This window comes from Gluconobacter albidus, assembly GCF_002723915.1.
Classification (GTDB): domain Bacteria; phylum Pseudomonadota; class Alphaproteobacteria; order Acetobacterales; family Acetobacteraceae; genus Gluconobacter; species Gluconobacter albidus.
The window spans coordinates 593,634-613,935 of record NZ_BEWL01000001.1 but is presented as its reverse complement, the minus strand read 5'-3'; the positions used below and the strand labels follow the sequence as shown (position 1 = coordinate 613,935).

The following is a 20,302-nucleotide window of genomic DNA, read 5'->3' as shown; positions in this document are numbered from 1 at the left end:
GGTTCTCCGTTCAGGACGCGGGTTCTGCCTGTGGTTTGAAGCTGTGATGGCTCTCTATATAGCGCACCGTGCGGGATTTTGAACGCATCACGATGGAATGCGTGCGCGCGCGGGTCGCGCTCGGACGTTCCACGCCCTTCAGGAGCGGGCCGGATGTGACGCCCGTTGCGGAGAACAGAACGTTGCCGGAGGCCATGTCGTGCAGGTAGAGCTTGCGGGCCGGGTCGAGGCCATTCGCCATTTCGCGCGCCCGCTGGCGCTGGGTGTCGTCCTCGAACAGGAGGCGGCCCTGCATCTGGCCTTCCATGCAGCGGATGGCTGCTGCGGCCAGAACGCCCTCGGGCGCACCGCCGGAACCGGCGTACAGATCCACGCCGCCGCCGTCCACGCAGGTTGCGATGGCGGCCGCGACGTCGCCATCGCTGAGAAGCATCACGCGGGCGCCGGCTTCGCGGGCGTAGGCGATCAGCTCTTCATGTCTTTCACGGTCAAGCGCGCACAGGACCATGTCCGACACGTTGCGCTTCTTGGCCTTGGCCAGCGAGCGGAGATTGTTGCCGATCGAAGCGTCCAGATCCACGACGCCTTCGGGAAGATCCGGGCCGACGACGATCTTTTCCATGTAGATGTCGGGGGCGTGGAGGAACTTGCCGCGTTCGGCCAGCGCCACGACCGTCAGGGCGTTGGGCAGGCTCTTGGCGCACAGATTCGTGCCTTCGAGCGGATCGACCGCGATGTCCATCGCCGGTCCGCCGGAGCCGACTTTCTCGCCGATGTAGAGCATTGGGGCTTCGTCCATCTCACCTTCGCCGATGGTGACGATGCCGTCGATGGCGACGGTGTCGAAGGCTGCGCGCATGGCCTGTACGGCTGCGCCGTCGGCCTCGTTCTTCTGGCCGCGACCGGTCCAGTGCGCGGAAGCGATTGCGGCCGCCTCCGTGACGCGGACAAGCTCAAGGGCCAGGTTGCGGTCAGTGACGCGATAGGGGGGGATGTTCTGAGGGTCGATCACGCAAGGGGATCCTCGATTTTGAGCACAAGCGGCTTTCCGGTCACGACAGGAAGGACGGCGAGTGCTGTTGCGGCTGCATGAATGGCTTTTTCAGGAACCTGATGGGTGATGATTGTCAGGTCGGCGCATCCGGTTGCAGCATCATGCTGGGAAACAAAGTGAACGGAGACATCGTGGTCCCGGAGAACCGATGTCAGCTCTGCCATTACGCCCGGACGGTCCTGAACGTTCAGACGTAAATAGAAAGCGCTGTTCAAATCAGCGAGACTGGCGCAGTCGGCGGCGGCTGGCACGGTGGTTGTGCCCCACACCGGAATGGCGGTTCCCCGCGCCAGATCTATCAGATCGGCGACGACGGCGCTGGCGGTCGGGCCTTCGCCCGCACCACGACCGGAGATGGTCATCGGACCGCTGAAGACGCCCTGTGTGGTGACGGCGTTGAAGACGCCCTCGACGGCGGCGATGGGGGCTTTGGCGGGAACGAGGCAGGGGCGGACCCAGGCTGCGACGCTGCCGTTTTCAGCCTGGCGGGCCATGCCGAGGAGCTTGATGCGGTATCCGAGTTCGTCGGCGAATTTCAGGTCGGTCGCGGTGATGTCGCGGATGCCCTGAACGGAGAGGGTGCTGAAGGCGATGGGGCGGAAGGCCAGACCGGCCAGAATGGCGAGCTTGTGGGCCGTATCCCAGCCATCCACGTCCGTAGAGGGTTCGGCTTCGGCATAACCCTTGGCCTGGGCTTCGGTCAGAACGTCCGTGAAATCCCGGCCGGTGGCGCGCATTTCGGTCAGGATGTAGTTGCAGGTCCCGTTCAGGATGCCACCCACGCTGAGAAGGCGGTCAGCAGCCAGTCCTTCGCGGACGAGCTTGATGGCGGGAATGCCACCCGCCACCGCGGCTTCGAACAGGAGGGGGGCGTTCTTTTCCGAAGACAGGCGGCTGAGCCTGTCGCCATGCAGGGCCACGAGCGCCTTGTTGGCGGTCACGACCGGAAGGCCGCGTTCGAGCGCGGTGCGGACCATGTCATGCGCCGGGCCTTCGGATCCGCCGATGAGTTCGACGGCCACGTCGATCTCCGGGTCCTGTGCCACGGCGATGGCACTGTCGTGCCAGCGCATGGCGGACAGGTCGGCGCCGCGGTCGCGCGTGCGGTCACGGGCCGTGATGGCCACGACTTCGATCGGCCGGCCGGCCCGGGCGGTAATCAGGTCAGCATTCTCACGCAGGAGACGAATGACACCGATTCCGACAGTTCCAAGTCCAGCCAGTCCGATCCGCAGTGGTTTCACGATGATGCAGCTCCAAGAAGGTCAGCGGTTCCGGCCCCGGCGCCGTGCCGGGTCATGAAGCTCTTGATGGCCCGCGTCGCCTGACGCAGCCGCTGGGTGTTTTCGACAAGTCCGATCCGGACAAAGCCCTCGCCGTATTCCCCGAATCCGAGGCCGGGTGCAACTGCAACCCCTGCTTCCTTGAGCAGGAGTTTGGAGAAGGCGACGCTGCCCATTTCGGCGAAGGCGGGGGGAATGGGGGCCCAGGCGAACATCGAGCCCGCGGGAACGGGCACGTCCCATCCGGCGGTCTGAAGGCCGCGCAGGAGAACGTCCCGGCGGTCTTTGTACATGGCGCGAATTTCGGACACGTAGTCCTGCGGGCCGTTCAGTGCGGCGACCGAAGCGACCTGAATGGGCGTGAAGGCGCCATAATCCAGATAGGATTTGATGCGTGTGAGGGCTTGGATCAGCTTCGGATTGCCGACCGCAAAGCCCATGCGCCAGCCCGCCATGGAATAGGTTTTGGACATGGACGTGAACTCGACGGCCACGTCCTTGGCACCGGGAACGGCGAGAATGGACGGGGGCGGCTCGTTCTCGTTGAAATAGATTTCCGCGTAAGCCAGATCGGACAGGATCCAGATGTTTTCCCGGCGCGCGAAGGCCACGAGTTCCTTGTAGAAATCGAGGTTCGCGACGAAGGCCGTCGGGTTGGACGGGAAGTTGACGATCAGCGCCGTCGGCTTGGGCACGGAATGGCGGACCGCACGGTCCAGAGCGCGAAGCATGTCCTCGTCCGGCGTGGCCGGGATCGAGCGGACGGAGGCTCCGGCGATGATGAAGCCGAACTGGTGGATCGGGTAGGACGGGTTCGGGACCAGGATCGTGTCGCCGGGGCTCGTGATGGCGGCGGAGAGGTTCGCCAGCCCTTCTTTGGAGCCCAGTGTTGCGATGACCTCGGTTTCCGGGTCCAGCGAGACGTTGAAGCGGCGCTCGTAATAGTTCGCCATGGCCTTGCGCAGGCCCGGAATGCCGCGGCTGACGGAGTAGCCGTGCGCGCGCGGATTGCCGACCGTCTCGATCAGCTTCTGCACGACATGCGCGGGCGGTGCGCTGTCGGGATTGCCCATGCCCAGGTCGATGATGTCGTCACCGGCGGCTCGCGCGGCGGCCTTGGCCTTGTTCACTTCAGCGAACACGTAGGGCGGCAGGCGGCGGATGCGGTGGAACTCTTCGGTCATGACCAGCTCTGGGGCAGAGGGTGAAAGGGAGACGCGACGATAGACAGGTTTTTCCAGGAGTGGAACAGTCTGACTGTGACAGATCTCACAATGTGTCTTTCGGCCTCTCGGCTAAGCCTTCTGTCAGCCTCCCGTGGTGACGCGCACGCCGTCGCCGATGGCTTCGGCCTTGAGAATGATGGCCGAGGCCGGGACGCCGCGTTCGATCAGGGCGCGGGCGACCACGCGGGCGCGGAGCAGGCCGAGAGCGATTTCCCGGTTCTGGTCCGCAGGGGCAAGAGCGGCGTCCGCGCTCATGAAAGCGCCGAAGCCCCGGATGGTCAGGGGGCGGTTGCCGCGCTGTGAGACGATATGCTGGTAATCGCCCTGCGGGTTGCCCATGACGTGGTCGGTGGCGGGCTGAAAGCGGATCAGGGTGCCTTCGGGTGTTGAGGTGTCGATATCCGGCTGGACAGGACCGCTCAGCATGGCGTCACGCGGGAGGTCGAACCCCGGAAACTGCGGCGGTGGGGGCGGCAGGTCTCCGATTTTCGGAAACTGGCCCGGAGGGGTCGGCGGGATGGATTTGGCCACCACGGGAGGGAGTTCGGCTTCAGGGGCCGGTGACTGTGCCTGAACGGGGGGCTTCTTTGCCGGAGCCTGAGCGGGAGATGCCGTGGCGGGTGTGTCGGGTGCCGGATTGATGGCCGACGGGCTTTCGGGCTCAGGCTGGCCAACGGTTGTCATGGTCATGCCGCTCTGTTCGGCGTTGGCGGTCGTTACGGCGGCCGGTGTGGGTTTGGGCGGCGGCGGGATGGTCGGGAGGGCGCCCTGGGCGGCACTTTCGCGCTGGGCGAGGTTCCGCTGCGCCTCAAGGCGGGTCGTCAGCGACAGACGGGCTTCCGGGGTCGGGAGGTTCGGTGCCTGCGTGGGCGTGCGGCCGACATGGGGGTAGGGCAGGTTTTCTCCCGGCGGAGGGGCGCGCAGTTTTGCGATTTCGCCGCCTTCGAAGCCATGCCACCAGCCGGTGACGGTATCGGTCATGTCCCGATGCTGGCAGGCCGTCAGAAGTGGCGCGGTCATCAGCAGGAGAAACGGGATTTTCCCCGCAGTTCTGCGTGTTGCCGCTGTCATGGGCTGCCTGCTGATCCCTGGGGCCACTGTGCCGTTCCTGCTGTCTTTGGAATGTCGAAATACGGCGGACACTAGCCGTTCGGGACCGGGATGGCGAGTGTTCCTGTCCCCTTCACATGGAAGGAGGACTTGGCACCGACGAAAACGAAGCGCAGGATAGGGGGTATGAAGATGCATGCTGGATCTGGAAACGATATGGATATCACCAGAATGAACCCGACCCGCCTGGACGACGAGCCGGATGCTCCGGAGCGCGAAACCCGCGAGGAAGACAACAAGACGCTGAACAGCCCGATCAGCGAGCTTGAAGGCCGTCTGTTCGATCAGCGGAAAGTTCTGATTTTCGGCGGTATCAACGACAAGATCGCCCGTGATGTGACGGGGCGCCTGCTGGCGCTGGCCGGGACGTCCGACAAGCCGATCGACGTCTATGTGAACTCGCCGGGCGGTCATGTGGAGAGTGGCGACACCATCCATGACATGATCCGCTTTGTGGATTCGATTGCGCCGATCAACATGATCGGGACCGGCTGGGTCGCCTCCGCCGGGGCGTTGATTTATGCGGCTGGCCGTCCCGAGCGGCGCGTCTGTCTGCCGAACACGCGCTTTCTGCTGCACCAGCCGATGGGTGGAGTGCGCGGTCCGGCAACGGATATCGACATCGAGGCCCGCGAGATCATCAAGATGCGCGAGCGTCTGAACCGTCTTTTCGCCAGGGAAACCGGGCAGACCTACGAGAAGGTCGCCAAGGATACGGACCGCAACTACTGGATGTCGGCGCAGGAAGCGATCGAATACGGGCTTGTGAACCGCATCATCAATTCTGCGACCGACCTGAAGTAAAACTACAAGCTCCAAGGGGCACGGCGTGTCTTCGGGCACGCCGCGAAGACCATCATGAAAAGTCTGGCCGAAATCTATTCCCATCTTCCCGACGCACCGTCGGAGAAGACGCTAGAGCGCGTTGATTACGAAGCGCGCCACTGGAGCAGCCCGATCCAGGGCCCGCTCAAGCCCGGTACGGAAGAGCACAAGCGGGCCGTCGCCGCGATGTTCCGCGATACGTTCAATCCGTACAAGCCCTCCGTGATCGACTGGCCGACGCTGGATCCCGAGACGCTGCATCGCATCACGTCCCTGCCGATCTGGGATATTGCGGTCCAGACCGAGGGCAAGGCGCGTCTGCGCATGGCCGCCTATGCGGATATGATCACCGATCCGGACATGAAGGACGCGCTCTCGCGGAATGCGTGGGAAGAGAACCGGCACAAAGAGGTCCTGTCCAAGCTGGTCGAGGCCTACAAGATTCCGATGGCGCCGGAGCCTCCGTACATCACGCCGAAAGACACGGAATGGGCCTATCTGGTTACGGGTTTTTCGGAATGTGTGGACAGCTTCTTCGCATTCGGACTGTTCGCGCTGGCCGAGCGCGCCGGTCTGTTTCCGCAGGAACTGATTGAGACGTTCGAGCCGGTGATGCAGGAAGAATGCCGCCATATCCTGCTGTTCGCGAACTGGCTGGCCTGGCATCGGGCAACCATGCCGTTCTGGAAGCGGCCCTGGTTTGAGCTGCGTGTGATCGGCGTGTGGCTGTTCCTCGCCTATGAGCGCATGGGGCTGGCCCGTTCGATTGACGAGAATGGCGAAGAGCACACCCAGGACAACAATTTCACCGTTACGGGCGCCAAGGACATGACGGCCATGGACGTCAAGGTCCCGGACCTCATGCAGCTCTGTCTGGATGAAAACGACCGCCGGTTTGCGGGGTATGATCCGCGGCTGCTGCGACCCACGACCACACCGGCGATTGCGCGGGCGATGATCAAAGGTGCGAAGCTATGGGATCGGGTTCGCAATCGGGTTGCGGCCTGAACGGTTCTCTTCCCAGGAGAGGCAGGTCATAAAAAAGGGCTCCGTTGCGGGAGCCCTTTTCCGTTTCAGTCTTCCGAAGCGCCGTCTGCATCGGGTTCGGGGGCCGTCATCAGGGCGTCGGCGAGGACGCCGGCTTCGGCCCGGATGCGTCGTTCGATTTCGGACGCCATGTCCGGATGGTCACGCAGGAACTGCTTGGCGTTCTCACGTCCCTGACCAATCCGCTGGCTGTCGAAAGAGAACCATGCGCCGGATTTCTCGACGATGTTGCCCTTCACGCCCAGATCGAGCAGTTCGCCCATCTTGCTGATGCCTTCGCCATACATGATGTCGAACTCAACCTGGCGGAACGGCGGGGCCATCTTGTTCTTGACGACCTTGACGCGTGTCTGGTTGCCGACGACCTCATCCTTGTCCTTGATGGACCCGATGCGGCGGATATCGAGGCGGATGGAGGAGTAGAACTTCAGGGCGTTGCCGCCCGTAGTCGTCTCGGGATTGCCGAACATCACGCCGATTTTCATACGGATTTGGTTCAGGAAGATCACGAGCGTGTTGGACCGCGAGACCGTTCCCGTCAGTTTGCGCAGGGCCTGGCTCATGAGGCGGGCATGCAGACCGACATGGCTGTCGCCCATGTCGCCCTCAAGCTCGGCGCGCGGGACGAGGGCTGCCACGGAATCCACGACCAGCACGTCAACGGCGCCGGACCGGACGAGCGTATCGGCGATTTCCAGAGCCTGTTCGCCGGCATCTGGCTGGCTCAGAAGAAGATCGTCGATATTGACGCCGAGTTTACGGGCGTAGCCGGGGTCGAGCGCATGTTCGGCGTCGATGAATGCGACGGTGCCGCCCTTTTTCTGGGCTTCGGCCAGAACATGCAGGGCGAGCGTGGTCTTGCCCGAGCTTTCCGGTCCGTAGATTTCAACGATACGGCCGCGCGGCATGCCGCCGATTCCAAGCGCAATGTCCAGTCCGATGGAACCGGTTGAAATCACATTGGCTTCCACTTTTGGCCGTTGGCCCATGCGCATGATCGAGCCCTTGCCGAAAGCACGCTCAATCTGGCTGAGTGCGCCTTCAAGCGCCTTGGTCTTGTCCATTCAATCCTCGCAATAGGTTTGGGCTGGCGTGTGCAGGGTACGATAGACCGGGCAGCCATTCTCGCAAAGCACTGCATCAGTCACGGTTATCGCCTTCCCGTGTTCGCAAAATGTTCTTCTGAGAGGCATATCATGTTTGCCCCCCGCGACGCCAAGGGGAAGACAGGCTTTGGTGGAAGATTTTTTCCGTGGGCGAGGGGCTGGCTTACCTCAGTGGGGCGGAAAGGCCTGCGGGACGTTTAAGTTTCCAGACATAGGCAATAATGGCCGCCACAACCTTGAAATGTTCGGCCGGGATCTCGCTTTCCAGCGGGAGGGTGAAGAGGGCGCGGGCCAGAGGCAGGTTGGCAACAACCGGGACACGGTTGTCCTGTGCGATTTCCCTGATTCTGGCGGCCACGTCATCCATGCCTTTGGCAACGATTCTTGGGGCGCCGCCTGTGCCCTTTTCATAGACAAGGGCGACCGCGTAGTGCGTAGGGTTGGTGACGACAACGGTGGCTGTTTTGACGGCTGCCATCATGCGTTGTTTGGCAGCCTTGGCGCGCAGGGCTTTCTGGCGACCTTTCACATGGGGGTCGCCCTCCGCATTCCGATATTCGTCCTTGAGGTCTTCCCGACTCATTTTCAGCTTGGACGTATGGCGAAAGCGCATCCAGAAAATATCGAAGCCCGCGATCACCAGCTGTGCGCCGATCATCGCGGCGGCGGCGCTGAATCCGAGGTCTGTCATCATTTTCAGGAGCGGGCCGGGTTCCAGCCCGACCATCCGGGACGCGGTTGGAATGGCATTTCTGGTGATGTGCCAGAGCACGGCGGCGAAGATGACAAATTTTGCGAGAGCCTTGAACGTGTCCGGCAGGGTTCCGCCGCCCGCAATGCGCTTGAAGCCGGCGAGTGGAGAGACCCGTTCGAACTTTGGCAGCAATGACTCGGGATGGATGAGGAAGCCCGTTTGCAGAAATCCCGCGCCGAGGCAGAAGGCCGCCACGGTGGCCGCCATGGGAACGGCCAGAGAGAGCCCCGCCTCAATGGCGTGATTGGTACTGCTCAGCAAACCGCCCTGCGCCATCGGGACCGTGCCTGCATTGGCCATGAGGGCCTTCATGCTGTGGACAAAATCCGTCACGAGGTGGGGCAGGATCATGAAAATTCCTGCGAACCCTCCCAGAAGGGCCACAAAGCTCATGGCCTCGCGGGACATGACAATTTGACCGTCCTCGCGCGCTTTCTGGAGGCGGTGGGCTGATGGGGCTTCTGTTTTGTCGTCGGAGTCAGACATCGTTCAGAGACCCGGAAGGGCCCGGAGGACGTCGAAGGCCTGTCCCTGCCAGATGGCGATCATGGTGCTGAGGGTGAGGCCGAGAAGGGCGATGCCGCCCAGAAGTTGCAGGGGGCTGGCGGCGTTGTAGATCTGTAGCGTCGGAAGCAGGCGTGTCATGATGCCCAGCATGCCCTGCCAGACGAGTGACAGGATCAGAAAGGGTGCGCTGAGTTCCAGTCCCAGAGCGAAGCTGTGTTCCGTAAGCTGGATGACGCCCTGCGCGGAATCGCCCAGCAAATTCCAGTGGGCATGTGTCGTGGCAAGGAGGAGCGCACCGCCTGGGGGGATGATGGTGTAGCTGCCGAGGATCGCGCGGATGGGCAGAATATAGGCACCCGTCACGAGCAGCACGAGCGGCGCCAGCAGATTGAGGAAACGGGCGGGAGCAGAGCTGCCGGAGCCCAGATCCGGATCGGGCTGAAGGACGCTGGAAATTCCCATACAGACTGCGATGATCTGACCGGCAATCGGCAGAGCCATACAGATCAGGCGGGCCATCCAGCCGATCAGAACCCCCGCGAAAAGCTCAACGGCAATCATGCCGCACAGGGCGAGGGGGGCGAGGGCGTCCAGATGCGTTTGCATCAGAAGGGGGGCGACGAGCGGAAGAAGCAGGACCGTCAGCGTGAGGGCGCATCCGGCGCGGACCATCATGGGCATGGACTGTTCGCCGATGCCCGGCATGAGCATGACGACCCCGCCGGTCCGGGAGAGAACCAGAACGAAAGCAAGCGCCCAGACGCTCAGAACCGGGCCGCTGAGGTCAAGTCCCTGGAGCGCTGTGGGGACTGCCGTATCGGTAAGACCCGTGTTCACAGAACGGTTGCTTTGGGCACGCACATGTCAGTCAAATCCGGATCTGAAAGGCAGCAGGCTCAGGTCGTGCCGACGAGAATGAGCTGATCGAAGAGGTGTCGGGCGAAACTGATGAGCGTTGCGGTCATGAAGGACCCTGCCATCACCATGACGGCCCCAATGGCCAGAACCTTCGGGACAAAGGACAGTGTGGCTTCGTTGAGCTGGGTCACGGCCTGTACGAGGGAGACCAGAAGGCCGACCCCGAGTGCGGTAAGCAGGGCTGGGGCGCTCAGTTTGAGAGCAACAATGAATGTCTGCTCCAGAATGGCACCGAGATCGATGGCCTGCATGGTCAGATCGTCATTTTCATCACATCCTGATACGCCTGCACCATTCGGTCGCGGATCACGGTCGTGGTCTGGAGGGCGAGCTGTGCATTGGAAATGGCGGTGACGATCTGGGTCATGTCGCCACCGCCCTTGAGGCCCTGAGCGGCCTTGGCCTCGGCATCATGACCGCTGTCGATGACGCTGCTGACGGACTGGGACAGGATGGAGCCGAAATCCGTTCCGGAACTGCTGCTGCCCGTTGCGGACGAGTTCTGAATGCCGTCCGCGATATCGTCCGTAACGCCCTCCAGGCGGCTCTGGAGGCTCTGGACGGCGTAGGCGTTATGAGCATGGGAGAGGGAGGTGAGCATGTGGGTTACTTCAGCAGGTCGAGCGTGCGGGACAGCATGGTCCGGCTGCTCTGCATGGCGTTCAGGTTGGCTTCATAGGAGCGCTCGGCTTCACGCATATCCATCATTTCAGTCATGGAATCCACGTTGGAAACTTTGACGTAACCGCGCTCGTCGGCGGCGGGATGAGACGGGTCGTAGCGGGTGTCGAAATCCGACATGTCCTGACCAATGTTCTGGACACCGACGGTCGAGGTGCCGCTTTCGTTGTCCACCTGTTCGGCAAAGGTGATGGTCTTGCGGCGATAGGGATCAGCGCCTGGCTGCGAGCCGGTCGTATCCTGATTGGCGAGGTTTTCCGCAACGATGCGCAGGCGCTGGGCCTGTGCGTCCATGCCGCTTGCGGAAATGCCGATGGTGGTGGACAGGTTCATCCGTCAGCGTCCTTTATTTTCCGAGCGCCGTCTGGAACATGCTCAGATATTTGGAATAGACGTTTACAGCGAGGTGCTGCTGGTCGTTGACATCCGCGACCTGTTCCATCTGCTGGTCCAGTGAGATCTGGTTTCCGTCCAGGGACTGTTCCGACGACGTCTCGATGACGTGCGCGCCGGAGGCGGTGTATCCGATATGATCGGGCTGCGTGATGGTCGGGGTGATGTCGAACTCGCCTAGGGCGGCTTCGAACGGGGATACGTCTCTGGCCTGATAGTCCGGCGTGTCCGAGTTGGCGATATTGCCAGCCAGCACCTGCTGACGGGCCTGAAGCCAGTTCATGCGGTCACGGCCCAGGGAAAAGAGGTCGGTGCCGCCTGCGCTGGTTGAGTCGATATTCCGCATCGCGACAGTCTCCGTCATGCAGGAGCCGGGAAAATGCCGGCGAGGGACATGATGGCGTGAAATCTTTAATAAATGGTTGCCTGAGCCGCAGATTCGGGGGTGGTCGCTCGATATGCACCGTGTGTTTCCAAGGCTGTTGTCAGCCTCTCGCGTGAAATCCGTCATCAATTAAGCGGTCATTAACCGATCTTGGGCATCATGCCGGGGAATGAGGATGACTGACCTATGACCCTGCATGAATGCGTGAATGCGATTGCCGCGCTGATTTTCATTGTCGTACTGATTTTCTGTGCCCGCCCCCTGTTGCGTTTTCTGGAGCAGAAAAAGAGCGGTGCGCGGGGTGGACAGGCGGGGCTGTCGCTTGTGGGGCAGATGGCGCTCGACCGGACGCGGCGTCTTTCGGTTGTGCGGTATGGCGCGCGGGAGGTTCTGGTCCTCACGGGGGGCAATCAGGACATTCTGATGGACTGGACGGAGCGGGAGACTTTTGCCTCGGCGCTGGATGAGTCCGCTGCGGAGGACGTGGCGTGAGGCAGGCTCTGATGCGGCTTGGGGCGCTTTTTCCGCTTATGATCCTGCTGGCGTGTGTGTGTGTGCCGCATCTGGCGCATGCACAGGCCGTGAGCATTGATCTGGGGCAGAACGGGGCTGCGGGCGGGGCTGGGACGACCAGTCGCCTGGTGCAGCTTACGGCGCTGATTACGGTTCTGTCTCTGGCGCCGAGCCTGCTGGTGATGATTACGGCGTTTACGCGGATCGTGATCGTGCTGTCGCTGCTTCGCAGTGCGCTTGGCGCGCAGGGGACGCCTCCCAATACGGTTCTGATCGGGCTGTCGCTGTTTCTGACCCTGTTCGTGATGCAGCCGACACTTCAGAAGTCGTGGGATGCGGGGATCGAGCCGATGATGGCGGGGCGTGTCGGGGAAATGGAGGGGCTGACGGCGGCGGCCCAGCCGTTTCACGACTTCATGGCGGTGACGGCGCGGCCTGCGGATGTGGCGACGTTCCTCAATATTGCGCATGAAAAGCCGCCTGCGAAGATCGGCGACACGCCTTGGCGTGTGCTGGTTCCAGCGTTCATGATCGGGGAACTGCGCCGCGGTTTCGAGATGGGATTTCTGCTCTATCTGCCGTTTCTGGTCATCGATCTGGTGGTGTCCAGCGTATTGATGAGCCTTGGCATGATGATGCTGCCGCCAAGTACCGTGTCGCTTCCGTTCAAGCTGATCTTTTTCGTGGTCGTTGACGGATGGTCACTGGTGGCGGGAAGTCTGGTGCGAAGTTTTACCGGATAGGACCCGAATATGAAAAAGCCCCGCCGGTTCAGAAACCGGCGGGGCTTTTTTTGTTAGTGGGCGCTGTCGTTTGTGGTGCCGGCCGCGAGGCCTGCGGCGCGGGGGTCCGTCACGCCGTGGCACGAATCGTCGCCGTGGCAGACAATTGCGTTGATGCGACCGGCTCCTTCATGAGGGATCGGGACGTCATGGGCGGCAGCACGGGCGGCGTCTCCGACGGCATCCGCGGCTTCGTTCTGCCCCGAAGCGGCGATGACGGCACGCAGACTGCGCTGGTCACGCAGGATTGCGGCGGAGAGCAGGGGCTGTGGCGTCCGGGCCGGGGAGGCGCTGAGGACGACGCCGGTGCTGCCAGCGATGCGGCCTGTTCCGAACAGGTTGTTTTCGCTCAGGGCGCAGGCGACGGCCATGCCCGAATGGTCGGTCACGACGAAGGATGTCGAAGCCGGAAGGGACGGCAGGCTGCCGCTACCGGAACGGCCGCTGTCGAGGGCTGCCTGAGCGGCGGCGAGGGTCGTGTTGCCGGAGGCGCGCCATGCGGCGACCGCGCCCTGTGCGGAAGCGCCCGTCGTGTATCGGATGGCCGCGCCGAGGCCGCCATCGGCGGGCGGGGCGAGGAACGAGGCGGTCATGCCACCCTGATGGGTCATCAGCGCATCCGTCTGGACGGGGAGGGTCTGTCGCATGTCGTCGTCGTTCAGGCCGCCACCCGCTTTCTGGGCAGCGGTGACGTAAACGTCGGCGAGGGCTCCGTTATAGAGGTCGCCAACGCCTGCGACGCGGATGCGTTCGAGGAAGCCTGCGAGCCGGGGCTGGGCCAGGCTGTCGCCTGCGGCGAGCGTGGAGGCTTCGCCGCGTCCGAAAATGGTGCGCGCACTTTCATCCGCAAGAAGTGCGGTGTGGACGGCGGCCAGATCGGTTGCCAGAGCACGGCTGACAGTGATGCCGGTGCTGGCGAGGTTCAGGGCCGGGGCGATCAGATCGTTGAACTCGACTGTGCCGTAATGGAGTTGCATCAGATACAGACCACGGAAGCTGGCAGGCGTGCCGGCCGGGCGGTCGGCGCCCTTGCTGGTGCCGGGGCGGGGCAGGAAGGAAATGGACTGCGCCGCTTCGCCGGGTCGGCTGATCAGGCACGCGCCGCCGCCACCATAGGAGGCGCGGGAGGGCAGGGTAACGCCAAGGGCGAGGGCCGTGGCGGTTGCGGCATCGGCAGCGTTGCCGCCGCGGGCCAGCACGTCATGGCCGACCAGCGCGGCCTGGGGCTCGTCGGCGACGACCGTGCCGATGCTGCCGCCTGCGGGCGCGGCTGTTTCGCTGATGCCCACGAGGTGGGAGCCAGGGATCCATGAGCAGGCGCCCAAAAGCAGGCCCGAAGCCACCGAGGCCATTAGTGAGGCCGGGAGACGGGACGCGATGCGACGGGTCTGTGTGGCGTCCGGGGTGGAAATCTGGTGCTGACGATGCGCCACCTGGCGTTTCTCCAATGTCTGGTCACGACTGTCCGGCCTCGTGGCCTTGGCGGAGTACGGGCGCGGGCAGACAGGTCTGCGCCGTGGGTCCGGTTCCGGCTCTTGTTCCCTCATAACGGTAATCTGCTGTTTGTGGGAGGGGCGAGTTGGTGTCTTCTCTTTGCGGTGGACGTTCTTTATGGCGTATGGATCAGACGTTCTGTCTTTCTTTCAGCTGATCCGGAGCTTTCCATTGAAACACCATCTGCTTGCCACGGCGTCTGCTGTTGTTGCCGGAATGGCCTTTCTTGCGGGCAGTCAGGCTCTGGCGGCTCCGGCCACGTCGTTCACGCCAGCCCAGCGCGCCGAGATTGTCGGCATCATGCGCGATGCGTTGCAGAATGACCCGAGCATCCTCACGGATGCCATCCGTTCGATCCGTGAAAAGGCCGAGGAGCAGAAGCAGGATTCGACGCTGGCGGCCGTGAAGGCGCATCAGTCCGAGCTTCAGACCGCGCCTGATTTTGCCATCCGGGGCAATCCGCACGGGAAGATCACGGTTGTGGAATTCTATGATCCGCGCTGTTCGTACTGTCGCTCCATGATGGGGCAGGTGGACAGTTTCCTCAGCCGCCATCCGGATGTGCGGCTTGTCGAGAAGGTTGTGCCGGTTCTGGGGAGTAACAGTGTTCTGGACACGCGGGCCATTTTCGCGGCCAGTGCGCAGGGTAAATATGACGTTATGCGCAAGGCGCTGATGGAAGACACCACCAAGCCCAGCATGGAGCGGATCGTCGCCCTGGCACAGGCCAATGGGCTGGATGCGAAGAAGCTGACGGCGGATATGAGTTCGCCCCAGACGGTGGCGCTGATCACGACCAATCTGGATCAGGGACGTGCTGTTGGTCTGGACGGGACGCCGACGTTCATTTTCGGGACGGCCGCCGTGGCTCCGGGCGCGCTTGAAGCGGATCAGATGGATGCTTTTCTGGAGCGCGCCCGGAAGGCCTGATGGATCGGGCTATGGAGGCCGTTCTGGAAAGTTCAAAACCGGTGGTGTCACCGGGGTTCGCCGAAGGAAACTTCATGAACGTTAAAGGAACGCATGAAGAACCGCTTTTCCGGGGTTTGGGGAAGTGCGTTTTTGCCGTTATGGTTTCCCGGTTTTCGTGAAACGGCATTCTTCTGATCCGGGGGGCCGTTTCGGACTTTTGACGTGCTCCACTGGTATGATGGTGTATGACAGACGACAGACGGTCCGGCGCGGGGAGCAGTGCTGGGGGGGAACGGGGATCCGAGGCTTCCGGCGCGGCTGAGTGTCAGGATGGATCCCACGCTGAAGAGCCTGACCGGCAGGGTTCCGGGGGAAAGCGCCTGAAAAGGTGGTTCCGGCGATCGCTGTTTGTGCGATGGGCCTTATTTCGGGTTTTCAATCGCATCCGTGCCTCCGGTCTGGGGAAAGACCTGTTCTTCCGGGCGACACAGGTTCCGGCGTATTTTCAGACCGCATTCAACCGGGGCCAGTTGCGGACCCTGAGGCTTCTTCTCCCCCTTCATCTTCTGGCTCAGGCCGTCAGCGCGCCGGTGGTGGCGCTCGGGGTGTGGTCGTCGAGCCCCTGGCTGGCCCTCCTGCTGCTTGCGGGGATCGAAGGTGTTCTGCTGCTCTGGTTTTCCAGGGTTCAGCCAAATGTCAGAACCATGAGGAGCCTTGCGGATTACGCGGCGCTCCGATGGGCGCTCCGGGCACTGAACGGGGTTCTTGGGTCTGTCTGGTTCGTTTTCATCATTCTGGTCTTCCGGCTGCGCTGTGAAGACATCCATCTTCTGACGCTCGGCGTGTGTTTCGGATTTATGGCGCCGCTTCTGCTCTGTGCTCCGGTAAACGGGGCGGTCGAAGCCATGGTGGTGCCGATCATCGCAGGGGCGTATGGTGCTCTGCTGGAGGGCCGTTTTTACCGGTCCGTTCTGTTTACGACATCGTTTTTTCTGATGACCACGGTCTGCGGACTTTTTGTCGTTGGGATCAGCCGGCTGGTGGGCGTTCTGCTGTGGCGGATGCAGATGGCGCGTCTGAAACAGCGCGAACAGGCGGATATTCTGTCGCTTCTTACGCGGAGGTCTGCGGCGCCGACCGGGCGGTGGCTCTGGGAGACCGATGAGGCGGGTGTTCTGCGTAACCCATCGGCGGGACTTTGCCGCCTTCTGGGGCGCGATGAGACGCAGATCGCGGGCAGGACATTGGGAAGTCTGCTGGATATTCCCGTGCCTGGTGCCGAGCTGTCCGGTCCGATCTCTCCGGAACGGCATCTGGCGTATTGTCTGACGAACCGACTGGCATTTCGGGAACTGGTTGTTCGCGCTGTGGCCGTGCCGGAGGCACGCTGGTGGATGCTGACGGGAGAACCTGTCTTCCGGGACGGGGTGTTCCGGGGGTATCTGGGGGTCGGCGCAGATGTGACGGCCCTACAGATGATCAGGGAGCGACATTTTTATCGCGTGCGGCATGATGTCCTGACCGGGCTGCCGAACCGGCTGGCCTGTCAGGAGCATCTTCAGAAAAGCCTGCTGGAGACAATGCGCGGCGCGCAGGCGTTCGTGGTCATTCTCATTTCGCTGGAGGTCTCCAGCCTCGGGCGTCGGCGTGTGATGACGCCGGATGAGGTGGCGGCGGTTCTGCAGATAAGCCTGTCGCGTCTGAATGCCTGTCTTGCCCGGCATGTGCCTGCAGATCTGAACGGAGCGGGGGGCTGTTTTGTAGCGCGGTATGGCGCGATGGATCTGGCGGTCGTGACGGGGATTCCGGGCGAAGGGAAGCGTCATTTCCTGGAGGCCCTGGCTCTGGAACTCCTGTTGACGCTGAGTGGCCCCGTCAGTGTGGTCGAGGATGGGGCTGCGGAGGTGGCTGGGGAGGTGGCTGGGGACGTGATTGACGTTGAGCCTGCGATTGGCATGGCGGTCTCGACGACCGGAGACGGCGAGGTTCTGGTGGAAGCCGTCGAGACGGCGCTGCGCGATGCCCAGGGCGAGCGGGTCGGGCGCTATAGCATTTTCGATCCTTGTGAGGAAATGGCGGGAAGCCGCCAGCAGACCCTGTTTCGTGATGTGCGGCAGGCTCTGCGGCAGAAAGCCTTTGCTCTGGTGTATCAGCCTATCGTGAATGCCCAGACCGGGATGGTGATCGGATTTGAGGCGCTGTCACGGTGGAAAGGGTCGGCGCACAGGCATCTGTCGATCGGGAAGGTCATCGACACGATTGCCGAGACCGGGAGCGGGCTGGAATTCGACTTCTGGGTTCTGGAAAACGCGTGCCGGGTGGCGCGACGCTGGCCTGTTCCCTTATGGGTTTCGGTCAACATGACGGCGACGCATTTTTCCCTCCCTGATATTGCGGTGCGTATTTTTCGGGTTCTGGAGCAGGTTGGGCTGGAGCCGTATCGGTTGCAGATCGAAGTGACGGAAACGCAGGCGCTGGAGGTCGGACCGCTTGTGCACCATGCTTTCCGTGAGCTTGAAAGCAGGGGGGTGGGGATTGCGCTGGACGATTTCGGCAAAGGATTTTCGACGCTGATGTATCTGCGACAGTTTCCGTTTTCCAAGATCAAGCTGGATGCAGCCTTCATTCAGGACATGTTGCAGGATGCGCGCAGTGCGGCGGTGGTGCGGAACGTGATCGCGCTTGGGCGGGATCTCGGTGTTACGGTGACGGCGGAGGGCGTGTCGTCGCCGGAGCATTGCCGCCATCTTCAGGAACAGGGTTGTACGGAAGTGCAGGGGTTCTATCTGGGGCGCCCGGTTCCAGAGGAAGATGTTCCGCTCTTCTGGGGGCGGCGTGTGGCTGATCTGTCCTGAAAAAAATGGGGAAACGCGGATGGGGGAAAGCTGGATGAGCCGGTTTGGAAACGGGCCTGTGGCAGTGATGGGGATCGTGAATATCACGCCGGATTCCTTCTCCGACGGCGGGCATTTTCTGCGGCCTGAGGCTGCTCTGGCGCATGGTCGGACGCTTGTGGCGGACGGGGCGGATCTTTTGGATGTGGGTGCTGAATCCACGCGGCCGGGCTTTATACCGGTTCCGGCAGAAGAGGAATGGGCGCGCCTTGCACCGGTCGTTGGGCAGTTTGTGGGCGACGGAATGACCGTTTCGGTGGACACGACCAAGGCTTTCGTCGCCAGACGGGCGCTTGAGGCCGGTGTGGCGGTCATCAACGATGTCTGGGGTTTGCAGGCGGACCCGGACATGGCGTCCGTAGTAGCAGATTCGGAGGCGACGGTTATCGTGATGCACAACCGTCATGACGTGGACGAGGCTCTGGATCTGCGGGGGGACTGGCGGCGCTTTTTCGATCGGTCTCTGGAACTCGCGGAGCGGGCCGGCCTTGCGCGTGATCGGATTGTGCTGGATCCGGGTGTCGGGTTCGGCAAGACGCAGGCGCAGAATGTTGAGGCCGTGGCGCGGCTGGGCGATCTGCGGGCCGACTATGGGCTGCCGGTTCTGCTGGGGGTGTCGCGCAAGTCCATGTTCGGGCATTTTCTGGGCCGTGCGGCGTCCGAGCGGCTGGCGGGAACGCTGGCGACCCATCTGTACGGGGTGGAGCAGGGCGCTGCGATGTTGCGGGTGCATGACGTGCGCGAGCATGTGGATGCGTTGAAAATCCGCCAGATTCTGAAGGATGTCCGATGATCGTACCTGCCCTGACTTCCGTTTTCGTGCGGGATCTGTGTCTGTTTGGCTATCATGGCGTACTGCCCGAAGAGACGCGGATCGGGCAGCGTTTTGTAGTGGATATCGAGATCCGTGCGGATCTGTCGGGTGCGATTGCCGGCGATGATTACGAACAGGCCGTCTGTTACGGGACGCTGTGCGATATCGCTTCGGACATCGTGACCGGAAAGCCACTTCAGCTCATCGAGACGGTAGCGGGACGGATTGCCGAAGCCGTTCTGGCGCGGCTGGAGCGTGTGGAGTGGGTTCGGGTTGAAGTGCGCAAACCGTCCGCGCCAGTGCCGTATGTGGTGTCGGGAACGGCGGTGGGTGTGGAACAGGCCCGGGTTCATGACGTGGCGTTCTCGCTGGGCAGTAATCTGGGCGAGCGGGAGGCTGTTCTGGCGGCGGCGGTGGATCGGCTGTCCGGCGTGGACGGGCTGGAGATCGTGCAGGTGTCGTCGCTGTATGACAGTGCGCCCTGGGGCGCAGTGGAGCAGCCGGCATTCGTCAATATTTGTGCGACCGGGCGGACGACGCTGGAGCCTCATACGCTTCTGCGGATGTGCAAGGCGATCGAGGCGGAGCTGGGACGTGTGCCGGGCGTACGCTGGGGCGCGCGGGCCGTCGATATTGATGTTCTTTATTATGGCACGCGGGAGGTTCGGGACCGGGTTCTGACGCTGCCGCATGCCTGTCTGTTCGAGCGGGCTTTCGTGCTGGAGCCGCTGGCGGAAATTGATCCAGATCATGTCATTGGTGGACGTCGCGTGCGGGACGCGCTAGCAGTCCTGCCGCGGAGCCCGGGGGATGTGACCCGGCGCGTCCCTGACGGCACGGGTCGTCGGGGCATAGAGGAGCCTGAACCCGCATGACGAACCTGAACGCCACGACCGTAGCCACCGCATCGGCCTATCAGTCGGACAGTCAGGAGAGCCTCTCGTCCGAGGAGCGTCGCCCGATGGGAGCCTTGCCGCTGCCTGCGGATGCGGAAGTGCGGATTGCGGGGGCCGTGCGCCAGATTCTTGAGGCGCTGGGTGAAAACCCGGATCGCGAGGGTCTGCTGGATACGCCGCAGCGTGTTGCGAAGATGTATCTGGAAGTGTTCAGCGGCCTGCATCAGGACCCGCGGGACCATCTGAAGACGCAGTTCTCTGCGGACCGGCATCATGGCGCGGTGATCGTCAAGGATATCCGCTTCCATTCGATGTGCGAGCATCATCTGCTGCCGGTTTATGGCAAGGCGTATGTGGCCTATCTGCCAGCGGGTGGGCGTCTGACGGGATTGAGCAAGATTGCGCGGCTTGTGGAAGGCTTTGCGCGTCGTCCGCAGCTTCAGGAGCGTCTGACGGATCAGATCGCGCAGGGCATGGAAGATGTTCTGGCGCCGGAAGCCGTTCTGGTTGTCATTGAAGCTGAGCACATGTGCATGAGCATGCGCGGCGTGCGCTCGCCCGGTTCCACGACCGTGACGTCCATCGCGCGTGGAAGCTGGCTGCGCGACAGTGCGGCGCGGATGGAGATCATGTCGCTCCTGCGGAGCTGATCTGCGCCGGACGGCTTGTAAGACTAAAAAAACGGATGATGTCTCGCAGCTTCTGATG

At 62.6% G+C, this 20,302-nt stretch carries 21 protein-coding genes; 9 read left to right on the top strand and 12 right to left on the bottom strand.

Annotation, left to right across the window (positions count from 1 at the left end; all coding sequences use genetic code 11):
* Positions 1-10: 10 nt before the first annotated feature.
* The 4 genes from glpX to GAL01_RS02910 all read right to left on the bottom strand — a co-directional run bounded on the left by glpX (position 11) and on the right by GAL01_RS02910 (position 4,634).
* Positions 11-1,012 (bottom strand): class II fructose-bisphosphatase, encoded by a 1,002-nt coding sequence (gene glpX, locus GAL01_RS02925; RefSeq protein ID WP_062027529.1) that lies wholly within the window; start codon positions 1,010-1,012, stop codon positions 11-13.
* Entirely contained in the window at positions 1,009-2,298 is a 1,290-nt protein-coding gene (locus GAL01_RS02920) for a homoserine dehydrogenase (protein ID WP_062027528.1), read from the bottom strand. The genes glpX and GAL01_RS02920 overlap by 4 nt, the downstream gene beginning before the upstream one ends.
* Complete coding sequence (locus GAL01_RS02915) at positions 2,295-3,521, bottom strand: LL-diaminopimelate aminotransferase (RefSeq protein WP_062027526.1); 1,227 nt, start codon at positions 3,519-3,521, stop codon at positions 2,295-2,297. Before GAL01_RS02915 ends, GAL01_RS02920 begins: the two co-directional genes overlap by 4 nt.
* Before the next feature lie 123 nt (positions 3,522-3,644).
* On the bottom strand, positions 3,645-4,634 hold the full coding sequence (locus tag GAL01_RS02910) for a hypothetical protein (protein WP_099253047.1): 990 nt from the start codon (positions 4,632-4,634) through the stop codon (positions 3,645-3,647).
* Between the two features lie 165 nt (positions 4,635-4,799).
* Here GAL01_RS02910 and GAL01_RS02905 point away from each other — a divergent pair, with 165 nt between their 5' ends.
* Both GAL01_RS02905 and GAL01_RS02900 read left to right on the top strand, forming a co-directional pair.
* The gene (locus GAL01_RS02905) at positions 4,800-5,477 is read left to right on the top strand and encodes an ATP-dependent Clp protease proteolytic subunit (RefSeq protein ID WP_062030456.1); all 678 of its coding nucleotides are present in this window, start codon (positions 4,800-4,802) and stop codon (positions 5,475-5,477) included.
* Positions 5,478-5,531: 54 nt separating this feature from the next.
* Positions 5,532-6,506, top strand: a complete 975-nt coding sequence (locus tag GAL01_RS02900) for a ferritin family protein (protein ID WP_062030454.1) — start codon at positions 5,532-5,534, stop codon at positions 6,504-6,506.
* A 65-nt stretch (positions 6,507-6,571) separates the two neighbouring features.
* Here GAL01_RS02900 and recA read toward each other — a convergent pair whose 3' ends face one another.
* From recA to GAL01_RS02865, 7 genes are all read right to left on the bottom strand, one after another.
* Positions 6,572-7,609, bottom strand: a complete 1,038-nt coding sequence (recA, locus tag GAL01_RS02895) for a recombinase RecA (RefSeq protein ID WP_062030452.1) — start codon at positions 7,607-7,609, stop codon at positions 6,572-6,574.
* Between the two features lie 205 nt (positions 7,610-7,814).
* The gene (locus GAL01_RS02890) at positions 7,815-8,891 is read right to left on the bottom strand and encodes an EscU/YscU/HrcU family type III secretion system export apparatus switch protein (RefSeq protein ID WP_062030450.1); all 1,077 of its coding nucleotides are present in this window, start codon (positions 8,889-8,891) and stop codon (positions 7,815-7,817) included.
* A 3-nt stretch (positions 8,892-8,894) separates the two neighbouring features.
* Positions 8,895-9,749, bottom strand: a complete 855-nt coding sequence (locus GAL01_RS02885; protein ID WP_062030474.1) for a flagellar biosynthetic protein FliR — start codon at positions 9,747-9,749, stop codon at positions 8,895-8,897.
* Between the two features lie 59 nt (positions 9,750-9,808).
* Positions 9,809-10,081, bottom strand: coding sequence for a flagellar biosynthetic protein FliQ (locus GAL01_RS02880; protein WP_062030448.1), 273 nt, complete (start codon positions 10,079-10,081; stop codon positions 9,809-9,811).
* A gap of 2 nt (positions 10,082-10,083) precedes the next feature.
* Positions 10,084-10,431, bottom strand: coding sequence for a flagellar hook-basal body complex protein FliE (gene fliE / locus GAL01_RS02875; RefSeq protein WP_062030446.1), 348 nt, complete (start codon positions 10,429-10,431; stop codon positions 10,084-10,086).
* A gap of 5 nt (positions 10,432-10,436) precedes the next feature.
* Positions 10,437-10,844, bottom strand: a complete 408-nt coding sequence (flgC, locus tag GAL01_RS02870) for a flagellar basal body rod protein FlgC (RefSeq protein WP_062030443.1) — start codon at positions 10,842-10,844, stop codon at positions 10,437-10,439.
* A gap of 13 nt (positions 10,845-10,857) precedes the next feature.
* Complete coding sequence (locus GAL01_RS02865) at positions 10,858-11,268, bottom strand: flagellar basal body rod protein FlgB (RefSeq protein WP_255308566.1); 411 nt, start codon at positions 11,266-11,268, stop codon at positions 10,858-10,860.
* Between the two features lie 207 nt (positions 11,269-11,475).
* Between GAL01_RS02865 and GAL01_RS02860 the strand changes: the two genes are divergently transcribed.
* Entirely contained in the window at positions 11,476-11,781 is a 306-nt protein-coding gene (locus GAL01_RS02860; RefSeq protein WP_062030439.1) for a flagellar biosynthetic protein FliO, read from the top strand.
* A 38-nt stretch (positions 11,782-11,819) separates the two neighbouring features.
* Entirely contained in the window at positions 11,820-12,545 is a 726-nt protein-coding gene (fliP, locus tag GAL01_RS02855; protein WP_331709171.1) for a flagellar type III secretion system pore protein FliP, read from the top strand.
* 53 nt (positions 12,546-12,598) lie between these two features.
* Here fliP and GAL01_RS02850 read toward each other — a convergent pair whose 3' ends face one another.
* Positions 12,599-14,017 (bottom strand): gamma-glutamyltransferase, encoded by a 1,419-nt coding sequence (locus GAL01_RS02850; RefSeq protein ID WP_082790729.1) that lies wholly within the window; start codon positions 14,015-14,017, stop codon positions 12,599-12,601.
* A 232-nt stretch (positions 14,018-14,249) separates the two neighbouring features.
* On the opposite strand from GAL01_RS02850, the gene GAL01_RS02845 reads away from it, so the two are divergent.
* From GAL01_RS02845 to folE, 5 genes are all read left to right on the top strand, one after another.
* Positions 14,250-15,008: a DsbA family protein gene (locus GAL01_RS02845; protein ID WP_231865348.1), complete on the top strand. Its 759-nt coding sequence runs from the start codon at positions 14,250-14,252 to the stop codon at positions 15,006-15,008.
* A 392-nt stretch (positions 15,009-15,400) separates the two neighbouring features.
* Complete coding sequence (locus GAL01_RS02840) at positions 15,401-17,845, top strand: putative bifunctional diguanylate cyclase/phosphodiesterase (RefSeq protein ID WP_169926395.1); 2,445 nt, start codon at positions 15,401-15,403, stop codon at positions 17,843-17,845.
* A gap of 34 nt (positions 17,846-17,879) precedes the next feature.
* Positions 17,880-18,677 (top strand): dihydropteroate synthase, encoded by a 798-nt coding sequence (gene folP / locus GAL01_RS02835; RefSeq protein WP_231865346.1) that lies wholly within the window; start codon positions 17,880-17,882, stop codon positions 18,675-18,677.
* Complete coding sequence (folK, locus tag GAL01_RS02830; RefSeq protein ID WP_062030430.1) at positions 18,674-19,573, top strand: 2-amino-4-hydroxy-6-hydroxymethyldihydropteridine diphosphokinase; 900 nt, start codon at positions 18,674-18,676, stop codon at positions 19,571-19,573. Before folP ends, folK begins: the two co-directional genes overlap by 4 nt.
* On the top strand, positions 19,570-20,244 hold the full coding sequence (folE, locus tag GAL01_RS02825) for a GTP cyclohydrolase I FolE (RefSeq protein ID WP_231865344.1): 675 nt from the start codon (positions 19,570-19,572) through the stop codon (positions 20,242-20,244). The genes folK and folE overlap by 4 nt, the downstream gene beginning before the upstream one ends.
* Positions 20,245-20,302: the final 58 nt, after the last annotated feature.